Source organism: Lacihabitans sp. CS3-21 (genome assembly GCF_024343675.1).
In the GTDB taxonomy this organism is placed as follows: Bacteria; Bacteroidota; Bacteroidia; order Cytophagales; family Spirosomataceae; genus Leadbetterella.
Genome location: NZ_RJUD01000001.1, coordinates 129,518 through 152,637, shown reverse-complemented (window position 1 = coordinate 152,637; position 23,120 = coordinate 129,518). Strand labels below are relative to the sequence as shown.

At 38.8% G+C, this 23,120-nt stretch carries 17 protein-coding genes; 4 read left to right on the top strand and 13 right to left on the bottom strand.

All coding sequences use genetic code 11. The features are described from left to right. Nucleotides 1–26: 26 nt before the first annotated feature. From EGI24_RS00620 to EGI24_RS00605, 4 genes are all read right to left on the bottom strand, one after another. On the bottom strand, nt 27–839 hold the full coding sequence (locus tag EGI24_RS00620) for a metallophosphoesterase (protein WP_255046221.1): 813 nt from the start codon (nt 837–839) through the stop codon (nt 27–29). 192 nt (nt 840–1,031) lie between these two features. Next, on the bottom strand, nt 1,032–1,397 hold the full coding sequence (locus tag EGI24_RS00615) for a cupin domain-containing protein (protein ID WP_255046220.1): 366 nt from the start codon (nt 1,395–1,397) through the stop codon (nt 1,032–1,034). 7 nt (nt 1,398–1,404) lie between these two features. After that, nucleotides 1,405–2,403 carry an esterase-like activity of phytase family protein gene (locus tag EGI24_RS00610; RefSeq protein ID WP_255046219.1) on the bottom strand — a complete coding sequence of 333 codons (999 nt, stop codon included), beginning with the start codon at nt 2,401–2,403 and terminating at the stop codon, nt 1,405–1,407. A 1-nt stretch (nt 2,404) separates the two neighbouring features. Continuing rightward, the gene (locus EGI24_RS00605; RefSeq protein WP_255046218.1) at nt 2,405–5,143 is read right to left on the bottom strand and encodes a glycoside hydrolase family 2 protein; all 2,739 of its coding nucleotides are present in this window, start codon (nt 5,141–5,143) and stop codon (nt 2,405–2,407) included. A 164-nt stretch (nt 5,144–5,307) separates the two neighbouring features. Between EGI24_RS00605 and EGI24_RS00600 the strand changes: the two genes are divergently transcribed. Both EGI24_RS00600 and EGI24_RS00595 read left to right on the top strand, forming a co-directional pair. Continuing rightward, a complete protein-coding gene (locus EGI24_RS00600; RefSeq protein ID WP_255046217.1) occupies nt 5,308–6,168 on the top strand; it encodes a dienelactone hydrolase family protein in 861 nt (286 codons plus the stop codon). 150 nt (nt 6,169–6,318) lie between these two features. Continuing rightward, nucleotides 6,319–10,128: a PVC-type heme-binding CxxCH protein gene (locus EGI24_RS00595; RefSeq protein WP_255046216.1), complete on the top strand. Its 3,810-nt coding sequence runs from the start codon at nt 6,319–6,321 to the stop codon at nt 10,126–10,128. A gap of 66 nt (nt 10,129–10,194) precedes the next feature. On the opposite strand, the gene EGI24_RS00590 is transcribed toward EGI24_RS00595, so the two are convergent. From EGI24_RS00590 to EGI24_RS00580, 3 genes are read right to left on the bottom strand one after another with little or no spacing between them, the layout of a single operon-like run. Continuing rightward, a complete protein-coding gene (locus EGI24_RS00590) occupies nt 10,195–10,644 on the bottom strand; it encodes a nuclear transport factor 2 family protein (RefSeq protein ID WP_255046215.1) in 450 nt (149 codons plus the stop codon). Nucleotides 10,645–10,661: 17 nt separating this feature from the next. Continuing rightward, the gene (locus EGI24_RS00585) at nt 10,662–11,024 is read right to left on the bottom strand and encodes a hypothetical protein (protein WP_255046214.1); all 363 of its coding nucleotides are present in this window, start codon (nt 11,022–11,024) and stop codon (nt 10,662–10,664) included. Nucleotides 11,025–11,076: 52 nt separating this feature from the next. After that, the gene (locus EGI24_RS00580; RefSeq protein ID WP_255046213.1) at nt 11,077–12,051 is read right to left on the bottom strand and encodes a ThuA domain-containing protein; all 975 of its coding nucleotides are present in this window, start codon (nt 12,049–12,051) and stop codon (nt 11,077–11,079) included. Between the two features lie 250 nt (nt 12,052–12,301). Between EGI24_RS00580 and EGI24_RS00575 the strand changes: the two genes are divergently transcribed. Together EGI24_RS00575 and EGI24_RS00570 are read left to right on the top strand one after the other, a co-directional pair. Further along, on the top strand, nt 12,302–13,024 hold the full coding sequence (locus EGI24_RS00575; RefSeq protein WP_255046212.1) for a hypothetical protein: 723 nt from the start codon (nt 12,302–12,304) through the stop codon (nt 13,022–13,024). Between the two features lie 2 nt (nt 13,025–13,026). After that, nucleotides 13,027–14,031 carry a S41 family peptidase gene (locus tag EGI24_RS00570; protein WP_255046211.1) on the top strand — a complete coding sequence of 335 codons (1,005 nt, stop codon included), beginning with the start codon at nt 13,027–13,029 and terminating at the stop codon, nt 14,029–14,031. A 140-nt stretch (nt 14,032–14,171) separates the two neighbouring features. On the opposite strand, the gene EGI24_RS00565 is transcribed toward EGI24_RS00570, so the two are convergent. The 6 genes from EGI24_RS00565 to EGI24_RS00540 form a co-directional block, all read right to left on the bottom strand. Beyond that, nucleotides 14,172–16,097 carry a caspase family protein gene (locus EGI24_RS00565; protein WP_255046210.1) on the bottom strand — a complete coding sequence of 642 codons (1,926 nt, stop codon included), beginning with the start codon at nt 16,095–16,097 and terminating at the stop codon, nt 14,172–14,174. Between the two features lie 14 nt (nt 16,098–16,111). Then, nucleotides 16,112–17,944: a C1 family peptidase gene (locus EGI24_RS00560; RefSeq protein ID WP_255046209.1), complete on the bottom strand. Its 1,833-nt coding sequence runs from the start codon at nt 17,942–17,944 to the stop codon at nt 16,112–16,114. A 278-nt stretch (nt 17,945–18,222) separates the two neighbouring features. Further along, nucleotides 18,223–19,191 carry a pentapeptide repeat-containing protein gene (locus EGI24_RS00555; RefSeq protein WP_255046208.1) on the bottom strand — a complete coding sequence of 323 codons (969 nt, stop codon included), beginning with the start codon at nt 19,189–19,191 and terminating at the stop codon, nt 18,223–18,225. After that, a complete protein-coding gene (locus EGI24_RS00550; RefSeq protein ID WP_255046207.1) occupies nt 19,139–20,857 on the bottom strand; it encodes a C1 family peptidase in 1,719 nt (572 codons plus the stop codon). The genes EGI24_RS00555 and EGI24_RS00550 overlap by 53 nt, the downstream gene beginning before the upstream one ends. 1 nt (nt 20,858) lies before the next feature. Continuing rightward, nucleotides 20,859–22,220: a sialidase family protein gene (locus EGI24_RS00545; protein ID WP_255046206.1), complete on the bottom strand. Its 1,362-nt coding sequence runs from the start codon at nt 22,218–22,220 to the stop codon at nt 20,859–20,861. Nucleotides 22,221–22,245: 25 nt separating this feature from the next. Beyond that, nucleotides 22,246–23,061 carry a hypothetical protein gene (locus EGI24_RS00540; RefSeq protein WP_255046205.1) on the bottom strand — a complete coding sequence of 272 codons (816 nt, stop codon included), beginning with the start codon at nt 23,059–23,061 and terminating at the stop codon, nt 22,246–22,248. Nucleotides 23,062–23,120: the final 59 nt, after the last annotated feature.

The following is a 23,120-nucleotide window of genomic DNA, read 5'->3' as shown; positions in this document are numbered from 1 at the left end:
AACTATCTTTCTGGAATAACCCATACCTAAATCTTCTCCTCCAAAATCCTAACAGTAGGATTCATCATGTAAGTAAGTATGGAGTTGTCTTTCATGACTTCTACTACTCGGAAACCGCGGTATTCGGTGCCCCAATTGCCGCCAAAATGGGCATCGAAAAGGTAGGGAATGCCATTGTGCATTTTAAGGCCATCAAGTGAATGGATATGTCCATGAAAAATGGCTTTGATGTTTTTGTATTCTCCAAAAAGTTTTATCAAATCGGGGCTGTCGATGCAGTGCTCTACCCATGGAATTTGTGGAATATGTAGAAAAATAAAGGTGTTTGTTTGTGCCTTAGCCTTTTCGAGTTCGCTTCTCATCCAATTGAGGTCGGGCATCAGATATTCACCTTTGATGTTGGAAGTATTTCCCAATATTACTGCATGATTTTTTGTTGTAAAACTATGGTTTAAAGGCATTTTCCATACTTCTTCCCAGCGGTTATCCGGCACTCTGTCGTGGTTGCCTCGGGTTACGTAATAAGGCGTTTTGAGCTGGTCAAGCTTAAGTTTTACTTGTGGCAAAAGATTGGGGTCGTCGTGAAAAAGATCACCGTTAATCACACAAAAATCTACTTTTTCTTTTTCTGCAAACATATTTACATGGCCAATCAAAGAATCATGCATGGCATCAAACTCAGTTTTAGGCTGACCATAATGACCATCAGAAGCTACGATAAAGCGGAGTTTCACCTTACTTCTCGAAGCCACAAAACTTTCGGCCGAAAATGCTTCGCCAGACAAAAATACGGCTCCGGAAAGCCCCAATGTTTTTAGAAAATCTCTTCTGTTTTTCATATATGTAATTGTTTTTTTGGCAATGTTTAATCAGAGTTTTCTTTTTATATTCTTTACGTTATCGAGTTTCACTGCGTTTTTTGCTTAAGTCTATTTCTAAGCGTCTTAGGGTTTTAAAACCTAAACTATGCTATCTATGCTTCTATGTGTTTAAAAATAAGAACAGGTTATTATTCTGCTTCTAATCATCTCCTAAATTTTCTCTAAAACCTCTCGTGTTAGTTCTCCTTTCGTATCGCCAGTATTTAAAGTAGATGCAGGCTCAAAAAGCATGATTTCCACCTCATTGTCGGCCACAGGTCTGTGTTCTACACCTCTCGGCACGATGATAAATTCATTTGGGCGGATTTCGACAGTTTTGTCTCTAAATTCCATTTTGAGTATACCACAGATTACTAAAAACAGCTCGTCCTCCATATCATGTTTGTGCCAAACAAACTCGCCTTGAAGTTTGACCAATTTAATGTGTTGTCCGTTGAGCTCTCCGACAATTCTCGGGTTCCAATGGTCATGGAAAAGCGAAAACTTCTCTGCAATATTTACTTTTTCAAGATTCATAATTTCGCTATTTATCTGATTTTTGAATATCAACTTCTCTCAACTTCAAAAGCAATGTCCGTTGCCTTTTTGGGCTAAAATTATCGTCGCTGATAACATAAAGGATTCTTCGGCCGTCTTCTTCTTTCCCCCAGGCCATTCCTTCGAAATTATCGGGTCTTAGGGCGTGTCCTTGCCCGAGAAGTTCGTTTTTTATGCTAAATTCAAACACTTGTTCTTTAGATATAGAACTCCCGATGGATGGAATACTTGCAACAAATAATCGCATGGTTATAAAACTACCATCAAAGCACCGCTCCATTACCAAAAGTTTGTTGTTTTCAAAAGGTAATATTTCTGTTATTCCATTTCCAACATTTCCATTGAGTACCTGTTCGGATTTTATGCAACTTCTGGCATCGAATGGGTATTGAAAAACCTTCTTTTTTTTGTAATTATAGTTGTTCGTTGTTGCTTCATAAGGACATTGAAACAATGAAACAGACGAACCCAAACTCGACTCAAATGCAAACCAAAGGTTTTTATTTTCATCAAAACACAAGCTTTCGATTCCTCGATTTTCAGCGGTTAGGGTGTCGTTTTTCATTGAAAATGCCACCAGATTGGTTGGAATATTGTTTTCATTGGTATAACCGATACCTGTTGAGTCCTCTCTTTCGAAGGCGTAAAACATTTTTTGAGAAAGATTATCAAAACGAATCGACTCGGCATTGTCTACGCCAAAAAATTTAAAAGCAGCCGATATTTGGCCGACAGCGTCCATCTTGAAAAGATAAGAATTTTGATTGGTATCAGACTTGAAAGCTCGGTCGGATACCAAAAATAGGGCATTATTGTAAAATTCTATACCTGAAATTCCTCCAAATTTAATTTCTGGAGGTAGAAATGAAAACACATCAGTAGGCCAATTAAATGAGGAGTCGGCCTTTATGAATTCAAAGTTTTTGGGCGTTTGTGCATTTGCCCAAAACGAGGAAAACAAGAATACAATTAAAAATTTATTCATATTACTTCAGCAGCACAATAGATGGATCAAAAGCATATCTGCCAAACTCTTTGCCATAAACGGCCAAGCCTCCACCGTTGTCCACACTCAGTTTCACGCTTAGTTTTCCTGTTTTTTCTAGAGATTTTATTTGGCTATTGGTCAAAGGTATTTTTACCATGTAACCATAGCTGCCTGCTTCCGACAACTTCCTGTTTTGTAACTGATTATGCCAGCTCAATATTCCTCTATGGTCAGCTGGGTCGTCTTCTAAAGTTACCGTTTTTACAAAAGCATCATTCACAAAAACCTTCAGATTTGAAGGAAATTTCTTCTCATCTGTCATTGGATACGAATTCTGATTCTGACTTGGCTCGGCTTTAGCTCCTAGCATGTAGTCGCTATTTTTGATTTCTGATCCTTCGCGATCTTTGAAAAACAACTCTTTCGCACCCAATTCCATCAACAAGTAACCCGACTTTGCCTTTACAGATTTGCCTTCGAAGGTGTAAGTAAAGCTACCATTACCGGCACCGTTTACTTTTTTACCACCCATAATCTCCCATTTTTTCAAAGACCATTTGGCATCTGAATATGCATTTGTTGCTTTTTCAATGATGGAAACGCCCGCTGGAAGTTTTCCGTCTGTCACGACAAACGACACAAAGTTTTTGTGATAAACCGTACCGCCTTTGCTGTCTTTGAGTGTAAATGTGAGCGTGTAAACCCCGTTGGTTTCGGGCATTTTGATTTTTAGAGGATCAAAAGCTTTCTGCATCCAAGGTTCAAAAGGTAAATTGAGTTTACCTTCACCCACTTTTACCGTATTTCCGATTTGATTAACGCCCTCAAGTGAATATTCTACCAAAAACACATTATCCACCATATTAATATCTTCCATTACAGATACAAAAATAGGTACTGACACCTCTTCGTTTGCTTTTACCGTATGCATAATGTCTTGACCATTAGATAAATATACCAATGAATGAAAATCTTTGTCTGTCATGCCTTTTGCCAAATCACCCACCCCAGTATATTTCATGGTTCTGTCAAAACGCCAGTATCCATTCCATTCGTTTATCACATCGTGGTGTTCGGTATATAGCCAGCCTGACATTTTTGGGTGAACTCTGAAGGTGTTCATCATACGGTGGTAGTCGTAGCTCCAATCCACATCGCCTGTACTGCCATCATAGCCCCACACATTGCCGCACTCCGAGTTTATCATAGGTTGGTTGCCTTGGGTAAAGCCTTTTTCGAAATGAAAACTGCTACCCGGATAGGTGCCTTTGTCTATTTTTTGCATGTGGGCTTCCCACTCGTAGCCAGGTAAATATTCATGCCATGAGTTGATATCGGTCTCTGTATGGCCAGCACCGCAACAGATAGAATTGTCTTCAGCTAAGCGTGTTTGGTCCAGCGATTTGGCCAAATAATACATCGAGGCCACCCAGTTTTGGGTTTTTGGCAAATATTGACTTTCCACTTTTCCGGTAGTTTCGTTTTTCACTTTGGTTCTTAGTCCCCAAGTTTCGTTGAAAACAATCCAAGAAAATATTGCTGGGTGATTGTAGTCACGCCTAATCATTTGTCGAAGTGTAAACTCCGATTCTTTTTGGGCTTGTGCATCAGGCTCCCCCCAGAAATTGGGTAAGTCGGCCATTACCAAAAGACCCAGTTTGTCAGCCCAATAGAGCTTGCGAGGCACGTCCACTTTAATGTGTGTACGTAGGCCGTTGAGGCCTATGTTTTTACAAAGTTGAATCTCGTTTTTCATAAATTCATCCGTCGTGAAAGTGTAGAAACCTTCTGGATGGTACGATTGGTCGAGCGTAAGTTGAAGATAAATGGGTTTATTGTTCAAGGCCACATAAGGAATATCGGTGCCAGGCAGTTTGGTGACAGATATTTTACGCATGGCAAAGTAGGTTTTCACCACATCATCTCCCCAAGAAACCTCTGTATCGTAAAGATGAGGATTTTCCAATGTCCAAAGTTTAGCGTTGGGAACATCAAAAGTAAACTCAAACATTTTTTGACCTTTCGGAACAGTAAAAGTTAGGGTTTCCAAACGGTCTTTCACTTTGATCTTCAATACGTTGTCTTTAGTATCCCCGCCAATAATTTCGCCTGATACTTTTACTTTATTTTGGTCAATATCGGGTGTAAAATGAACGTAATCTAGATAACTATTTCCACGTGCCTCAAGGTAAATCGTCTGCCAAATGCCTCTGGCATTGCCATAACCTTGTTTGCCGTAAAGTGTAAATTCACGGCGTTTGTCATCTACTTTTATGACCAACTTCTGGGCTGAGCCATGTTTTACGAAGGAAGTAATATCGAAAGAAAACGGCGTGTAACCTCCTTGGTGTTTTCCTAAAAGGTTTCCATCCAACCAAACGGTTGTTTCCCAGTCAGAAGCTCCGATGGTCACGAAAGATTTTTTGTTTTTGAATGACTCTGGGACCGTGATACTTTTCTGATACCAAGCGATATCCGCCTCATCTTTTACCCCTGAAAGCGGTGCTCCCCAAGGGAATGGCACATGGATGGTTTTAGAAAATTTAGCAGTTCCTTTTTGCCAATTTTGGGCCTCGCCTTTGCTTAGGCTATCAAATTCGAACTCCCATTTTCCGTTTAAATTGACCCAATCTACTCGCTCAAAATCAGGCCTTGGATGCTCCGGTAATGGGATGGTTTGGGCCTCCAGACTAATAGAAAAAAATAAAAACAGAGAAGCAATAAGAGTGATTTTCATATTTTATGGTTGAATATGGGGGTGAAGTTAGACTTAAAAACTGAAAACATAAAGTTTGGGTAAGTGGAAAATTCCAATCCAGCGATTATTTACAGGATTTTGTCGATTTATAAGTTGATACGCCAAATAAAATATTTAAATTGATTTCTTAAACCAAAAACACTATGGATCAGAGAATTATCAACCTTTTTGACGAATACACCCACAAACCTCTGAAAAGAGAGGATTTTTTAGCAAAACTAACCAAACTTGCTGGTGGCACAGCTGCTGCAATGGCCATTCTGCCCATGCTAGAGGGTAAATATGCCTTGGCCAATCAAGTTTCAGAAGAAGATGAAGACCTAACGATGGAAGACATCAGTTATGCCTCGAAAAACTGCACCATGAAAGGCTATTTGGTTATGCCCAAAAAAGCAAAAGGTAAACTTGGGGCGGTATTGGTAGTACATGAAAACAGAGGACTAACGCCTCATATCAAGGATGTTACAAGAAGAATAGCAAAAGCAGGATTTATAGCTTTGGGCATAGACGCACTTTCGCCATTTGGTGGTACTCCTGCCAACGAAGACGAAGGCAGAGCCATGTTTCCAAAATTGGATCCTGCTCAAAATATAGAAAATATAAAAAGTGGCTTGGACTATTTGAGAGCATTGAAAAATAGCAACAAGAAAACCGGTTGCGTAGGTTTCTGTTGGGGTGGAGCTATCGCCAATGCCATGGCTGTGAGCGATCCATTGCTCAATGCCGCCGTTCCTTACTATGGCCGACAAGCTGCTGCAGTAGATGTTCCTAAAATAAAAGCCAAACTTATGCTACAATACGCTGGAATGGACGAGCGTGTAAACGAGGGTATACCCGCATATGAGGCAGCTTTGAAAGAAAATAAAATTGATTATAAGCTTTATATCTACGAAGGAGCTCAACATGCTTTCAACAACGATTCGTCGCCTGCTCGCTACAATGCTGAAGTCGCCAAATTGGCTTGGGACAGAACCATTGCTTTTTTTAAGGAAGAGTTGAAATAAGATTTTAAGACCGACATACTTTGATTTTTTGAATAGGTGCATCTGATATTTCGGATGCACTTTTTTATGTTCTAATAAGATTGATTTTTCTAAAACTCTTGATTTTACCCAAAATTTTCTAAATTTAGGTCAATTTCAACCTTTTCCTTTATGAAGAACTTCTTTCTGGCCATTCACTTGGCTATTTTTAGCCTTTTGTTGTTTTTTGTACAAAACGATAAACCAGAGGCTTTTTCTCCTCCAAAAATAAGTCAACTAAGGATTGTCCAAGACGAAAAAGCACAAACCATTTCTGTTTTTCGGCTTTCAGGAACTACGCCGATACTTACACAAGTAGCCAAAAAGGACTTTCGACCGTACCTACACCCCATAATGGCTCCGGACGGAAAAGGCGTCATTACCGAATATAGCCCTGGCCATCACAAACACCAAACGGGCATTTACTGGGGCTATACCCGAGTAAACGGTCGAGATTATTTTCATCATCCAGAGGGTGATTATTGGAGAAAAGTTTCTGCCAAAATCATCAAAGCCAAGGGTGCTGAGGTGAAATGGCAAACGGTTTACGACCTTTTGGACGAAAAAGGAAATGCCGTTTTGAGAGAAACCCAAACTTGGACTATGCAAGAAAAAGATGGGAAATATGTACTGAATGTAGACTGGGAAGGTGATGCTCAAACCGATGTGACGATAAGTAAATATGATTATGGTGGCTTGTTTGTAAGGATGCTATGGCGAGAAGGAATAGACGGAGAAGTAGTAAATGCAGCAAGACAGAAAAATGAAAAAGCCGAAGGGCAGCGTGCCATGTGGGTAGATGCCGGCATGACTATAGAAGGCAGAAAAGATAGAGTTCATGTGGCGGTGTTTGACCACCCCGAAAACAAAGGATTTCCGCAATACTGGCGTGTGGACGGTCAGTTGGGAATAGGGCCCGCACGTGCCAGAACAGCTGATTGGAACATAAAAAAAGGAGAGGTTGAGGTCATAAAACATCAGTTGATTGTATATACGGGTCAGCTTAATGATGTCGAAATCAACAATATGTGGGGTGAGTACAGTGGTCAGAATTTGACTTGGGCACTTTGGGGAATAGCCCAAAAAGAAGGAAGAGACGCAAAGTTTTTATCGCCAGAGGAAGCTGTGACCAATATGACTCTAAAAGATGGTTTCAAGGTAAACACATGGGCAGCAGAGCCTATGATTACGCAACCAATGGCGTTTTGTTGGGATGACAAAGGCCGTCTTTGGATAGCTGAAAACCGAGATTATGAGTCAAGGGGCAAAGGATTTTCGAACGCTGGTAACAGCAGAATATTGATACTGGAAGACACCAACCACGACGGTGTGGCGGACTCTAAAAAAGTCTTTTTAGAAGGTATTGCTTTTCCTGCGGCCATGGCTGTGGGATTTGATGGATTGTATTTGGGAGCACCGCCCAACTTACTTTTTGTGCCAGATAAAAACCACGACGACCAAGCCGATATGGACGACATTGAAGTGAGACTAACCGGCTGGGGAATTCGGGATCGACATGAAACGCTCAACAGTTTGCATTGGGGTCCGGATGGCTGGCTTTATGGTTGCCAAGGATTTGCTACACCATCTAAAGTTAGAAAACCAGTAGGTAAAGGCAGACTTTACCGACACAAAGACCCATTTCCAGAAGATATTTTGCAAGGGGAAGGCGTAGACATTAACGGTGGTGTGTGGAGATACCACCCAACAAAAGACAAGTTTGAGGTGGTTTCACACGGTTTTAGTAATCCATGGGGAATCGATTATGACGCTAAGGGTCAACTGTTTATAAGTGCTTGTGTGATACCTCATATGTGGCACATCATACCAGGAGGCATCTATCACCGCCAAGGTGGACAGCATTTTAATCCTTATACCTACAGCGACATCAGAACCATTGCCGACCACAGTCATCGCTCGGCCCATGGCGGTGCCAGGGTGTATCAATCAGATGCTTTTCCGGCAGAGCATCAAGGTAGAATATTTATGGCCAATATCCATGAGCATGCGGTTTTGTCTGATATTTTGGAGAAAAAAGGCTCTGGTTTTGTGGCCAAACATGGCGACGAACTCTTGACAGCCAACAATGCTCAGTGGGTAGGTTTTAGTATGGAGGTGGGGCCAGATGGAGGACTCTATGTGTTAGATTGGCACGATGCCGACATTTGCGGCCAAGAAGTGGTGAACGGCGAAACGGGTAGGGTTTTCAGAATAATGCCTAAAGAGAACAAGGCCATCAATTGGGAAGGTAGATATGAGGATTTGAACAAAATGTCTGATAAGCAATTGGTAGCTTTACAAACCAATACCAGTGATTGGCATTCCAGAAGGGCTAGGTTGATTTTACAAAATAGAGCTTTAAAAAGTAAGTTAGATGCCTCAGCGTTGACAGATTTGAAAACTATATTTGAAACTAATAGTAATGCAGACTACCGACTAAGGGCATTTTGGGCTTTGTTTATCACCAATAATATTAGCAAAGATGAACTATACAAATCGCTTTCAGACAAAAATGAACACATAAGAGCTTGGGCTATTCAGATGCTTTGCGAAGACAAAAACGCTGATCAAAATGCCAAAGAGGAGTTTGTGAAAATGGCGAAAGAGGACCCTTCGGCTGTAGTTAGATTGTATTTGGCTTCTGCTATCCAGAGAGTTGATAACCCTACCGCTTGGCAAATATCTGAAGGATTGGCACTACATGGTGAAGATGCTGAGGATCATAATTTACCCAAAATGATATGGTTTGGTCTGGAAGGTTTAGTAAAAGAAAATCCAGCTCGGGCTATGGCATTGGCACATCAAGCTAAGATTCCGCTCATTTCAAATTATATTTCTAGAAGATTGGTAGATGCTAATAATCCAGAAGCTATCGTAAGTTCTTTGGTAAAAAACCCTTCGAACCAAGTGGAGATTTTGAAAGGAATGAGAGATGGATTGGAGGGAAGATTTGACCTAAAAGCTCCTAAAAATTGGGCTGGACTTTCTACAAAATTGAAAACTACGAAAGGAGAGTCCGCGACTTTGGCCAACCAAATTTCGCAACGATTTGGTGATACGCAAGCATCTGAACAACAGATGGCTACATTGAAAAACAAAAACGCTCCAATTCTCCAAAGGCAACAGGCTATTCAGTCTCTTTCTTTAAGAAAAAGAGAAGAATTGGTAGCTGAAATTCCAACTTTGTTGAACGACCCTAAACTTAGATTAGAGACGATTAAGGCTATTTCAGAATACGATAGGCCCGAATTTGGGAAATTATTGGTGGCCAATTATAACGAATTCACTGCTACCGAGAAACAACAGGCCATTCAAACGCTTTCTTCGAGATCAAAATATGGTTGGGAACTTACGCAGGCTATCAAATCTCAAAAAATATCCAAGCGTGATGTGCCGCCTTATGCTGCCAGACAACTCTTGAGAGTGGTAGGAAGTGGATTTATAGAAGTTTGGGGGCCGATAGAGCAAGAGCCTTCTTTGGAAAAATCGTATGCCAAATACCAAAGGATGATAAATGATAAAGCTTTGGTAACAGCAAATCCAATAAAGGGAGAGAAAGTCTTCCAAACTGTGTGTGGAAGCTGTCATAAAATGTATGGGAAGGGTGGAAATATCGGACCAGAACTAACAGGTTCAAACCGTGTGAATACGGATTACATACTATTCAATGTACTGAATCCGAGCGGAGAAATTCAGGATGATTACAAATTGGTGGTGGTTATTACCCGTGATGGACGAACCTATTCTGGCAACGTAATTTCAGAGAATGATAGACAATTGACCATGCGGATTGTTGGACAAGACAAGGTATTTATCAACAAATCAGATATTCAGTCTAGAGAAGTTATGCCAACTTCACTCATGCCAGTAGGGTTATTTGACAACATGGAAGAGCCAGAGATTTTGGACTTAATGAAGTATTTAAAAACGATGAAAAAGTAGTGTTTTAAAAGCCAGAAATGTACGAATTATTGGATTCGTGCATTCCTGGAAAATTACTTGTCCTTTTTATTTTTTAACCGAACTGTGCATTTGTTGCAAAACCCATCGGCCTTTTACTTTTTCTAGTATTATGCTTTCTAGCCATTCTCTTTTCTTTATAGAATTGTCTTGTAAAGATCTAATAGTGGCGGTGTTGTAGTAGCTTACCCAAGCCATATTTTTGTAAAATTTGACTTTAATAAAATCAAACTGGTTGGTGCGTTCAAAAGTCAAGGGTTTGGCGGTCATCCTATCCACATAAGCTTGTATTTCCTTTCTTTCCCATACCTCACCTACCTCTAATAGCTGAAAATCAGAACTACAATTTCTGTCAAAATACTTCATGTCTGGATGAGTGAAAGTCTCAAAAAAGTCTGTAAGTACTGCCAATATTTCAGCCTTGTCTTTTTCACGATTTTGTGCAAAAGTTTGGAAAGAAAAAACTTGAAGAATAAGCAAGAAAGCCAGTCGTTTCATAAAATTCGTTTTAATTTCTATTTAGTTCTGCTGATATACCAAGCCCAAGCAATAAATAGAAATTGTATCGGGAGGCGAATTAAGCTAGCTTGATGACTACCTATGGCTGGGCTTTCTTTGAAAACGTCCAAGATGTGCAAAGGTAGAAAGAACAACATCAATACTAAAATGCCCAAAGTTGCCATTTTTCTAAAAGAAGGAATGAAAGTTCCAATTCCCAAAGCAATTTCGACAATTCCAGTAAAATAGTTTATAATTTCCTTCGGCAAAAAATCAGGAAAAAAAGGAAAGTACATCTCTGGTTTTAGAAAGTGATTTACTCCTCCCAAAACCATAAACGCACCGAAGAGAAATGTTAGAACTAGTTTTAGGTTTTTCATTTTAGGTTCTAAATCTATTATTTTGGAGATAAATCTATAATTTGTTTTTAGCCTATTTCACAAACGCCCTCGAACTGGTCTTATCTACAGCCGGAAAATCTGAGGGAATCGGAATAGTCACTTTTCCAGTAGCTGCCCATTGTGAGCCACGGAGTAGGGTAGTGATAAATCCAACGCACTCCACAGAATAGTCGATATGGCCCATCGGTGTATGGAAAATCCTACCTTTGCCGTAGTCTATGGTCATGAGCATGGGTTCGTGGCGAGCTGTTCCTCTGTTTTCTTTTGAAGAATATGCCGTGGCCAAAACCTTCATGTTTTCGGCTGGGCCACGCAAACGATCATACAATTCGTCTTTGGCGTGGAGCCATTTCATCGGCATACCTTTGGTTATAGGATGCTCGGTTTCTCTGACTTCTATGGTGTATTCGTGCTGTGGGCCATGTGAGCCAGCTTTTCCTGGCGAGTTGTCTCTGACCAATTTGCCAGCATCGTCAAAATATACATAAGGGCCGTCTTTTTCGGTGCGGTCGCCCCAGCCTCCCAAACCAATCATTTGGTTATAAGCCGGCCAAGTTGGAAACGAATTATCTGCGGCATGGATAATTACCACTCCGCCACCTTTTTTCACGAAATTGTCAAAGGCTTGATTGGTGTTTTCTGGCCAAGCGGCGGCATTCCAACCAAAGTTGACAATTACCAAGTCATATTTTTTAAAATCTGGCGAAAAATTTGGGTCAGCTTTTGGCTTTTTTTCAGCTTCTGTTTTGGGCATACCTGCTATCACAAAATCATTTATTTGGCCTTCGGCTTCGCCCCAAGTGTAGGCACTGCGTTGCACATCCACTTTGAAAAGACCCGATTCTTCCAAATATTTCTTCATCATGTAGGTAATCTTTGGCCAATGGCTATGGTTATTCTGACCATCTACGATGAGCGTTTTTATGGGTTTTTTCTTGGATTCGGCAGACTTAGAAATTAGCATAAAAAGCGTAAGGGCAAATAAAAGGAGGTATTTGATTTTCATTGAAACAAGGGGTTGAATTTGCTATAAAGATATAAAACAAATATTTAAATCAATTTGAGTTTTCCATCAAAAAGAGATAGGATTGAATTTCTGAACAAATAATACTTAAAAATAAGCTTTAGAATTTCGAAGAATTGAAATCAAGGTTATTTTTACAAAAAAATAATTGAAATTGAAGAAGCTGTTAATACTACTTTTTTTGGCCACCCATTGTTATTCGCAACATTTTTTAAAAGATATTAAAAAAGAAATGGATAATTGGCGACAAAAAGAATGGAATTCCGAAAGTATTTATAAGTATAATGGTTTGGGATTAGCTCAACAAAACCTACAACAGCAGAGTTTTTCTCAAAACCAATTTAGAGGTTTTGGACTGGCTATTTTTGGAAGCAAAGTGGTGGATAGAACTAAATATGAAAGGGGAGTTGAGCGATATTTTAGTGCCTTGCCATTTTATAAATCAGCAAACGGAACAGCTAATTCATACTCCGGAAATATGTCTTTGGCAAGGCATTATTTGAGAAAAGTGAGTAAAAACTTTGCAATAGGAGCCCAAATGTCTTTAAATGTATCGGCTAGGTTTGGACCCGAATACGATAACAATTCTATCGCATCTGAAGTATTTTTAAGTCTTAACCCAAAAATGAAGTATGTTCGGGAATTTCGGTTATTTAGAAGAAATTATGCCATCGATTATAGTCTTTCGGCATCAATGGCAAGTGTAGGATTCTGGACGCCAACCTTTACCTCTAATTTTACCAACAACAAGTTTGACGGCTTTCTTCCAAACACTTACAATGCCATCAATAGCAGGCTTTTGTTGAGATTTCCGAACAAAAAGCGTATTACAAGTATAAGTCCAATGCTGGGATATGGTTGGAACTTACAAGCCCTTAAACCAAGCAAATATCCAAGTGTAATCAACGGCACCCACACCATTTATTTAATAGCTAATCTTCATAAAGTCAAGTAAATATGAAAAAGTATATCGTTTTAGTATTTGCCGTTTTTTTGTTGTCATGCGAGAGCCTTTTCATGAAGCCTCAGCCTGAAAATACCCCGAAATCAATCTTTGATCAAGTATGGACTTTCGTAAATGAGAAGTATGCTTTTTTTGAATTTAAAAATGTGGATTGGAAGCAAATTTATAACAAATACCAGACTCGGATAAGTGATAATATGTCTGACGAAGAGCTTTTTCAAGTATGTTATGACATGCTGTATGAGCTAAAAGATGAACACACCAACCTCATTTCCAAGTTTAATGTCTCACGAAATCCTGAAGTATTTTTGGATTATCCTGAAAATTATTCTGGAGATTTATTGAACAGAAACTATTTCAAAGGCCGCACTCAGATTGTGTCTCCGTTCTCTTATTTTGATTTTGGCGATGTGGCTTATTTTAGGTACGATTCGTTCATAGATAGCATTTCGGACGAAGCCCTCGATTATATTTTAGAAAAGTCAAAAACAAAAAAAGGCTTGATATTGGATGTGCGGAATAATGGGGGAGGTGCCGTCATAAATATAGATAAGTTGGCAAGCAGATTTATTAGCGATACGACGTTATTGGGAACTGAATTTCATAAAAACGGACCAGGTAAAAATGATTTTGTAGAAGAAAAGTCTGAAATTTATCCTGCTAAAGAAGTTGAAACCTATCTCGACAAACCCCTTGTAATTCTGACAAACCGTGGGTGTTACAGTGCTACCAATATGTTTGCAGCATTTATGAAAGGTCTTAAAAACGTAACACTGGTTGGTGGAAAAACAGGTGGTGGCGGAGGCTTACCTACAGCCACTGAGCTAAGTAATGGTTGGATTTTACGAGTTTCTGGTTCAATAACTTTAGACCGAAATGGTTTTAATATAGAAAATGGGGTAGATCCCGACATCAAAATAGACATGACCAAAGGAGATATGGACAAAGGCAAAGATACTATTCTTGAAGAAGCGATGAAGGTGATTAGGCAAAATTGAGACAAGCTTTGTTGATTTAAAACCACCCTATGAAATTTACACTTTAAGGCAATTGTGAAAAACTCAGTAGCAATTCTATATGTAAAAAATAATATCCTAAGCAGTCTCTATTCTATGAATAGCTATTTTGCAAAATAATATCAATGCCTAAAATAAAAATCTCCATCAAACTCGGAATACCAAGCGGGTTTTTGCTGGTCGTTGGTTTTGAGTTTTACGGCTTTTGAGGTTTCTTTTACTACTTCCTCTAGCTTAAGGTTGGGTTTGTCAATAAACTTCAGCAATTCTCCCGTGAAAATACCGTTTCGGCTTCCTTCGCCTTCTAAGGCCGTTTGGTTGGCCGATGCAGCATAAAATATAAATGAGCCTTGTGGGTTTTGGGTAGGTGCAGACAGGCCTCGTGAACCTGAGCCTCTGGTGGCGTTTCTGGCATCTAGCGGATTGTCGCGACATGCATCCAAAATGATGATGTTTACTTTTGAGTTGGCTTTTTTCATTTGTCCAAAAAGCTCGTCCACTTCTACACAATATTTGTTGAAATCTTGGTCGGTTTTGATGGCCTCGGCATCTATGGGTACCAGAAAATTGGTGCCGCTGCCGTTTTGCAAACCGTGGCCAGCATAGAAAAACATGCCCACATCATAACTGGCCAGTTCTCTACCGAATTTTATGAAGGCCATGCTCATTTCTTCGGCTTTCAGGTTTTTGTGTTTGATTACCTTAAAACCCAATCCTTCAAGTTTTTTGGCCATGTCGTCCACGTCGTTCAGCGTATTGTTGAGCGGTTTGTGTTTGTAGGCGGCGTTGCCTATCAAAAGGGCTATTCTCCGCTCTTCAGCCTCTGGATTTTGCGATTTTATTTTGTATATTTTTCGACTTGACTCCACACTTCCTCCAGAGTTTTTAGCCACAAATCTGAGGCTGGTAAGATTGGCGTTGGGTGGTATAGTTACTTGTTTTTCAAATCTATATGGGCAGTCGGGTTGTTTGGACGGCACAATTACGAAATCTCTAGAAGTTAACTCAACGCCGTCGGCATACAAACTCATGGTTGGTTTTTCTGAGCTATTTACACAGGCTTTTATGGTTACTACATTTTCTGAAGTTTCTATAGTTTCTTGTGCTGGATATACCCAGCTGATGGTTGGTTTTGAATATTTAGGGGTATTTTTTACAACCACTTTCTCTTCTTCAGTTTCGCCGCAATCGACACTTAAGGTTTCGAGTTTGTTTTTGCTGAAATTGTCATTTGAATTTAATTTAATGGCATATTCAAAATTCTCTCTGGCTTTTTCACAATCTTCCAATTTGATATATATCATGCCTAAGTTTCTGAAAGCCAAATAGATGTCTTTCATATTAAGGTCGATAGATTTTTGGGTATCTTCTATTGCCTCATCGATGTTGTCCAACATGATTTTTGAAAAACCTCGGTAATGGTATCCGTAAGGATCATTGGGTTTTTGCTTGATATAAAAATCAAAGTCCGCTATGCTTTGTTTCCATTTACCATTGCTCAGATACGCATTTCCACGCCAGTAATACAAACTGTAATCTGTTGGTTTATAGGGCATACTGAGCGTATAATTCTCTGCAGCTTTACCAAAATCAGAAAGAGCGTAGTAGGCGTTTGCAATCTGGTAGTAGCAATCGCCAGAACTGTATTTGTACATCAAAGCAAAGTTAAAATCTTTGATGGCTTCGTTGTATTGTCCACGTTTGTGTTGGGCTAAAGCCCTGTCATATAGCGTCAAACCATATGCTTTCAAAATATTGGCGGGCATTTCTCCGATTTTGGTGTATCCGAGTTTGTTGAGGTCTTTTACAGCAAGGTTATAGTCTTCGTATGCTTCGTTGTATTGTTTTTGGTAATATTTACACAATCCTCTGTAAGTTAGGGTATTGTATGCCGGTTCAATGTCTTCATCTAGTGCATCATCGAATGCTATCTGGGCATTTTTGTAGTCTGCTTTTTTGTAATATTCTACACCTTTTTGGTAAGAACTTTGTCCAAAACTCAGCAAAGGCAGCAATATTATTATCAATATATAAAGTTTGTTTTTCATTGAATTCATGGGTTTTAATTCACATGTTTTATTTCTAGCGTAATAGGGATTACTGTTTTGTCATTAAGTTTGGCATCAAAGCTTATCTTGTCTTTTATTAGTTTTATGCTTCTGTTTTCTACCATTTTGTTTTGAAGGGCGGCCTTTAGTTTGGCATCAAAACTTCCTGACTGCCTTTGCATTTGTTTGGCTATAGCCTTTATGTCTAATTCTTCTTTCGAAAACAATATACAAAGATAATCCGTACCGATATTATTGTCCATCTGTACCCAATAATCTTCGTTGGGTATCATAATTTCGTTTTTGGAATAATCTAAAAGGGCACTGTATCCATCAAAAGGGAAGATATTACTCACTTTTTGGGTGTTGGTGCCATAACTTAGTAAATATACATAAGCGGGTTGGTTGTTGGTAAAACTCAAACGAAACTGTGTGCCTGTGCTGTATGATTTGGTGGCGGTGTAGTTTACGGTTTCGGTTGTAGAACTATTTAATCTCACCGGCATGCTATTGCCATTGTCTAATATTACCTCAAAACTTCCTGCCAAGTCGGCCTTGGTATTGTTTGGTGTAGAGGCTTCATAATCAGCCATTTCATAGGCTTCGTAGGTTACTGCTGCAAAGTCTTTGTATTTAAGCCACATAAAGCCCTCGTTTCCCCAAAACGTACCCCAACTATTGATGATTTCAAATGCACCGCCATATTTTGTGTCGTCGTATCCAATCACCGTAATGGCATGTCGGCTAACCATTTTGCCCTTTTTGCCTTCCCAAAGCCCTTTGGTGGCTGAAGCACTTGGTCTTTGGAACGAATCATAAACTTCCATGGCAATCACTACGGGGCGTTTTTCTGATAGACTTTTTTTGATGTTTTCCATCATTTGGCTGCGGTCAGAATTGTAATCTCCCGAAAGACGTTTATAGTTTTTGATTCTGAATTTTGATGCAATTCTTACGTCTTGATTTTCGATAACAGGGGAGCAGCTGTACTCAAAGTCAACGTTTTTGATGGATCCTAAATCTTTAATAAGTTTGACGGCATCTTGAATGTAAGAGCCTTGGTTACACGCAGCTTCGGTTTGGCTAGATTTTATTTGACTGTAAGTAAACGAAGGAGCAAAGGTCTCAGCGGTAATGGTTTGTCTGTTTTGTATGTTGTTCTTGATGGCGTAAAGAATCGTTCGGGCGGCGTAAGTGGTAGACCAGCCTACGCAGTCGCTGTATTGTTGCAAACCGGGTTTCGGGCAATATTCTTTCAACGAAAACCGCTCTGGTAGACTTGTGTAAGACCTGTTAATGAGTCTCGAAACTTGTGGAATGGATTGATATTGAGCTTCGTCGCTCATCAAACCAGTGAGTGTGGGCGGGCTTTTGTCGAAATTGTTTTGTAAAAAATCAAAGGCTTTTTTTACGGCATTTTCATCGAATCGGCTTTTCAGATAGGGTTCTATGTAATTGCCATAGTTTTGTTCAAATGATTGGCCATTTCCTGCCAAAATATCCATCATGTTGGTCAATTCTTTTTCTAATGGTATATTTTCTGATTCAGAAAAAGAGCGGGTAGATGTACTTTTTGAAAGCTCTTGGTTTTTTATCAAAATGCCTAATTCTGTGGTGTTTATATTAGGGATATTGCTATTAATATTTATAAATCCGCTTGGAGAAAGGAGGTTAAGTTTGCTCTCTTTTCCGAAAATTAAGATTGCTTTTTCTGAAACTTCGTCTCCTTTTTTTAGTGCTTTTCCATTTAGGGAAACCTGTCCTTGGGTTTCTAAAACGTAGATCTGGGCATGAGAAATATTAGATATAAAGACACAGAGAATCAGGAAGAAGAAGGTTTTTTTCATGCAAAAATTTTAGGTTTTAATGGCTAGGTCTTGAAAGTTTGGCTTTCAAAGTTCAATATTAATCCTGAAAATTCAAAGTTGGATGTTTTTAACCATCCTTTAACAAAAATTCAATCTTGATGAAATAGTAGATAGAGGAGTTGCGTTTGTTCACAAGTCAGTAAAAAATAAAGGAGGGATAAGGTCGATTACTTTTTAAATATTCGATAAAGTAAGTTTTTTCAAAGATAAAATTTTCAAATGTGTTTTAGTTTTCTCAGGATAGAAAAGATCAATATCTACCTTATTTCCAGTAACTTTTGACCTAAATTTTTGGCATCATCATATGTAAAAAGAGTGGAATTTTTTTGTTTAAAGCTAAAGGTTGGAAGTTCTTTGTAGAACAACGATTTGTTTATGCTAAAAAAAGGACTATCGATCTCATTGAAAAGCACCTCATTCTCAAAAACACATTCTTCCATTTCTATTTTATTTGCTTTTATGTTTTCAAATTCTAACCTAGCTTCGAAACGACAGTTATTAAATAGACCTTTGTTTTTGATGCTACAAAAATTATAACTGGCATTTTTGAAGTATGTGCAAAGTGAGAAATCTACACTTTCACGAAACTCGGCTAATCTAAATAGAACCAAATCATAGAAATCAGTGCCTTGAAAGTTGGCGTTATGGTTGAATATACTTTCTGAAAAATCTAGATTAGATCTGAACCTAGCATTTTGGAAATAGCATTCTTTGGCAAAAATGGTTTTGTTAAAAATACTTGATTTGTCAAAAATGGAGTTCTCAAAATGTACTTCACCATAAAATTGTGAACTAGAGAAATCACTTACAGAATTAATAGAAGTGCTGTTGAGATTAATATTTTGATAAAATACACAATCGACAAAAGTAAAATTTTTGGTAAATGTACTAGCAATGGCTAAGTCATTAATCTCTTTAAAACCAATTATTTGACCTCGAAATTTGCAATTTTTAAAAGATATGGGGGTTTCTATAAACACCCTTGCGTTTTGTTTGGTTTCTCTGAAATATCCGACCTTTGTAAAGTCAAGGTCTCCCTTAATTTCTACTTTTTCGATATTTATGGGTTTACCTTTTTTTATTTGAGATATAATTCTCTTGGCTTCAATTATTTCGAATTTTTGGGCTGTTGTGTTCAAGAATGAACCCAAAACTAGCAACCAAAACCAATATTTATTTTTTAAGGTAGGGCTCAATTGAAATATTGTTTCGGTGATCGTTTTCATAAGCTTTAATTTTTCTGTCTAACTCACCAGACTTTTTCTTTTGTGCAATAAAGTCTCCAATTTCTTCTGGAGAATAATCATTTAACCTATTGGGTGTTATGGTGCTATAAAACTGTTTTTTTTGTTCTGTGGGGCTGTTCTTTGAAAGTGTATTTTTAAACGAAAATACCTTTCCTGAGCTTTTGAAACTAATTTTTCCGCCTTCTCCATTTCTGAATATAATTGGGTCGTCTGTGGTGTAGAAGAAATTATCATCCTCGTCGTATTCCTGAAACACATCTTCTGCATCTGACACCAATACTATATAATAAGACCCTGTAAGATTTGAAGGCATCGTATAATTTACCAAAACACCTTCGGCTGAGCCAAACAATTCCTCCGAAAAACTACTCCACGAAGGAATGGATAGGTTAAAGTCGCAGGAATTACCAGAAGCACAATTATACTTGTTTGGAGCAAGATTTTTTGTCGTAAAATTGTAATTAAAAATGATTCCGTAGTCGTTGGCATTTTTTGAGTTATAATATAAATAATAGACTTTCCAAGGATTTACAGGTGTGGCCGTAAACTCTCCGTCGTTGTAAATATCAAAAACTACGGACCTTGAACTGGGCGTTTTTGTTTCAGTAGCAGTAGAATAGTCTTCTTCTACCCAAGAAACCAACTCTATACCTGACACTTGGTCAACTTCTGTTGGTGGGGGAGGAGTAGGGTCGCCATTAGGCTTGCTGGCACCGTCGCTCATGACCATCAGAACGCCATTACCGTTTTGGTCTCTCTGCAAAAATGTGTTTATCAGAAAATTATAATCTATCCATATAAATCCTTTACTACCCCAGCCAGTGCCCCAAGAGTTTATGATTTTAAATGCTCCGTTGAGGCCTTTGTTATTATCATATCCAACAATAGTAAGTGCATGATAAGTATGCTGCCCTGTGTTGTTGAATGTAGTATTGGAAGACAGGACATTGTCGCTGTTCCAACTCATAAAATTGTCAGAAAGTTTAGCCCCCATTACTACCGGCACTCTGTTTGCAATTTGCTGTTTTATGGCCACCACACTACTTTCTATGGTTCTGTAGTTTTTGATTTTGTGATTTTCAGCACTTTTGGTCCAAGATGTTTGTATAGCTGAAGAAGAGCAGTCGCCAAGGTTTGTATAGGGTACCACATCCAAAGTGGCCGCACCACGTTTCTGTAGCATTTCGAAATTGACTATATAACTGCTTCCGTCGCACTTGTCACCTTTTGAGTTGCCTTCAGGTAGTGATGTAAATAAGTCTTTGGCACTTATTTGATTTTTTTCGTTGGCTAGTTCGGCGGTTCCATAGTTGAAGCTTATACCTTCTGTTGCGGTTTTGGCGTAGTAACCCGTAGCCCATGATACACAAGTACCGTATTGGCCTTGGCTTTTTACTGGAGGCATTAGCTTGGAATTATCGAATGAACTTGGCAATGTAGTAGAAGATGCAAAACCAAAACGGATATTGTTTGGAGTTTCTGCCAAATTATCGTTTCCAAGCCAACCCGTTTTATACAATGCACTAGAAGTTTCGTTGCCTGTGTCATCATCGTCGGGTTCAAGGGCTTCAGTAATTTTGCAACTTTGTGAAGTGATTCCCAAAACCAATAAGTAAAAAATAGTTGAAATTGATAAAGTTTTCATGTTAGTCAATATTTATAAAATATAAAGAAGGACTACTAATTCTAAAACCGCCTCCAATAGATTGCTCGGAGATTGTCATCAAGATTTTTCGGTTTCCCGAATTATCGTATTCTACACTGGTATGGTCTGTCAGAAATAGAGTGAGAAGCGATAGATACGAGGATTTGCCAGAAATTGTCTGAAATTCTTGAGTAAAGAAAGAGTCTTTGGCTTCGTTGTTTGAAAGGTTTAAATTTTCAAACTTTCCATTAGAATAAAAGACCCCCAAGGTTTGGTTTGATTCTACCAATCCCCCCGCTTGTATAACTAAACCATATTTTCCACCTGGGCCTTGACTAACCTGAAAACCTTGGATTTCAGCCCCTTTTGCAGCTATTTCTCCAATTATTTTCTTTTGGCCATTGTGTGGAGTGATGTCCCAGATTTGGTCAGTACTTACCGTAGAGCTGCTGGGTTGGAAAACCACATGGTCTCTGTTATTATCATCCACTACCAACCGCGGGGGATTCATGAAAGTGTTATTCGTTGAAAACTTGGGATATTTATAAACAGAAAAAGCACCCGTTCCATTGAAATAAATAACGTTCTGTACACCTTCGTCGTCGAGCGTTTCACCCACAAAGTGAAGCTTGCCATTGCTGTCATAGTATCCATCCAAATTGTTATACCCAGCTCTTTTTGGCGGCCCAGTTGGATATTCTGCGGGAAGAGGGTTGTTTAAAGCTGTAATTGAATAATTGGAACCGTTCATTTTTGCCTCTCGAACCCAATCGGCGTACCAATAATTGATCCAATTTGTAGCCGAAGACAAATTGCTAATTTGCGACCAAACAACCCGGAGTGTACCAGCAGGGTCAACATTGGCAAACCAAGAAAACTGCGTATAATCGTTGTCGGCAAGACGTTTTTGACTACTCCAGGAGTTTCCTTGTAGTACCTTGTACATGAGCGTGCCGGCCACGTAACCACCAGGGCCATCAAGACTTGCATCTGGCTGAGGGACTTTTGAACTGCCGTATCTCTTCCAAATAGCATAAATTATCCCTTGACCATCTTCAATAATTCGGGCATATCCACTACCATTGCCTGTGCCATCATCGCTCAGAGTTATTGGTTTACTCCATGATTTGCCTTTATCAGAAGATTGTGAATAATAGATATAAATTGGTTTTCCATTAGCAGGACTTTCCTGAAAAACAGCATGATATGTTCCGTTTTTCGCAATCAGCAAATCGCTATAACCCACTTTTTCGAATTGAGAAATTAAAACTTCTTTTGGCGTATTGTTGGGGTTAAGCGTATCTGGGAACAGTTTGCATGATGCCAAAAAGACCATACAAACTATTAGAAAATTTGTTTTCATACTAACATTAAATTTGAATATCAAATTATTTACAATTCGTGTAGTTTATTACTTGTTTGACTATATCGGGAGAAAGCTTATTTTTGATGGTAAGCCCATTTAAATAGTTATTGGTGTTGTAGGTATAGGTTACTTCATTTTCGGCATAAACTTCAAGTTTTCCAGTTGGGTTTCCATCATCGTCTACTTCATCCGAAAACTTTGAAGCTGTCCAAAGATCAGAATAGGGTTTGTAATTGAGTGGAGCATATAATAGCATATCATTTGTTGGCAACGATGGATTAAAAGCTAGACCTTTAAAATGCAATTCATAATGTTTTTTTGTTGGGTCTGTTTCATATGCGATTACATCAGTTTGATCAAATATTACTCCGTCGGCTTTAACCACAATCTTAGAAAGTTTTCCCCCAGCATGGTTGTATTCATAGGTGGCCTCAGCTCCCCAAGTTTCAGACACAATTTTGGTAATCCTACGTTTGTCATCCATCGTAACTACAAACTGATTGGACATAGACTTGTCGGCCTGAAAGAAATCAATTCGAGTAAGTTTCCTTCCGTTGTCATAGATATAGATGTCATAACTACCATCTGTGCTTGTAGCTTTAGTAACATCTCCTGAGCCGTTGTATTCAAAAACAGATGAAGATTTGGTGCCATCGGCAGCTAAAAAAATTATTTCCTTTAAAAAATCGCTCGCATCAAAGACATACTGTATGTCTCCAACAGATTCAATCTTAAGACTTTGTATTCTACACGCAACTTCTTTTACTGATGGGTCTGATTCTTCCTCGCAAGAAGTCAATGCAGTAAACAATACAAGAATCAACAATAATTTTTTCATGGCTTTTGTTTTTATGATGTTACAAATTTGACCATGAAAAAAAAAGAACTCAATAAGGC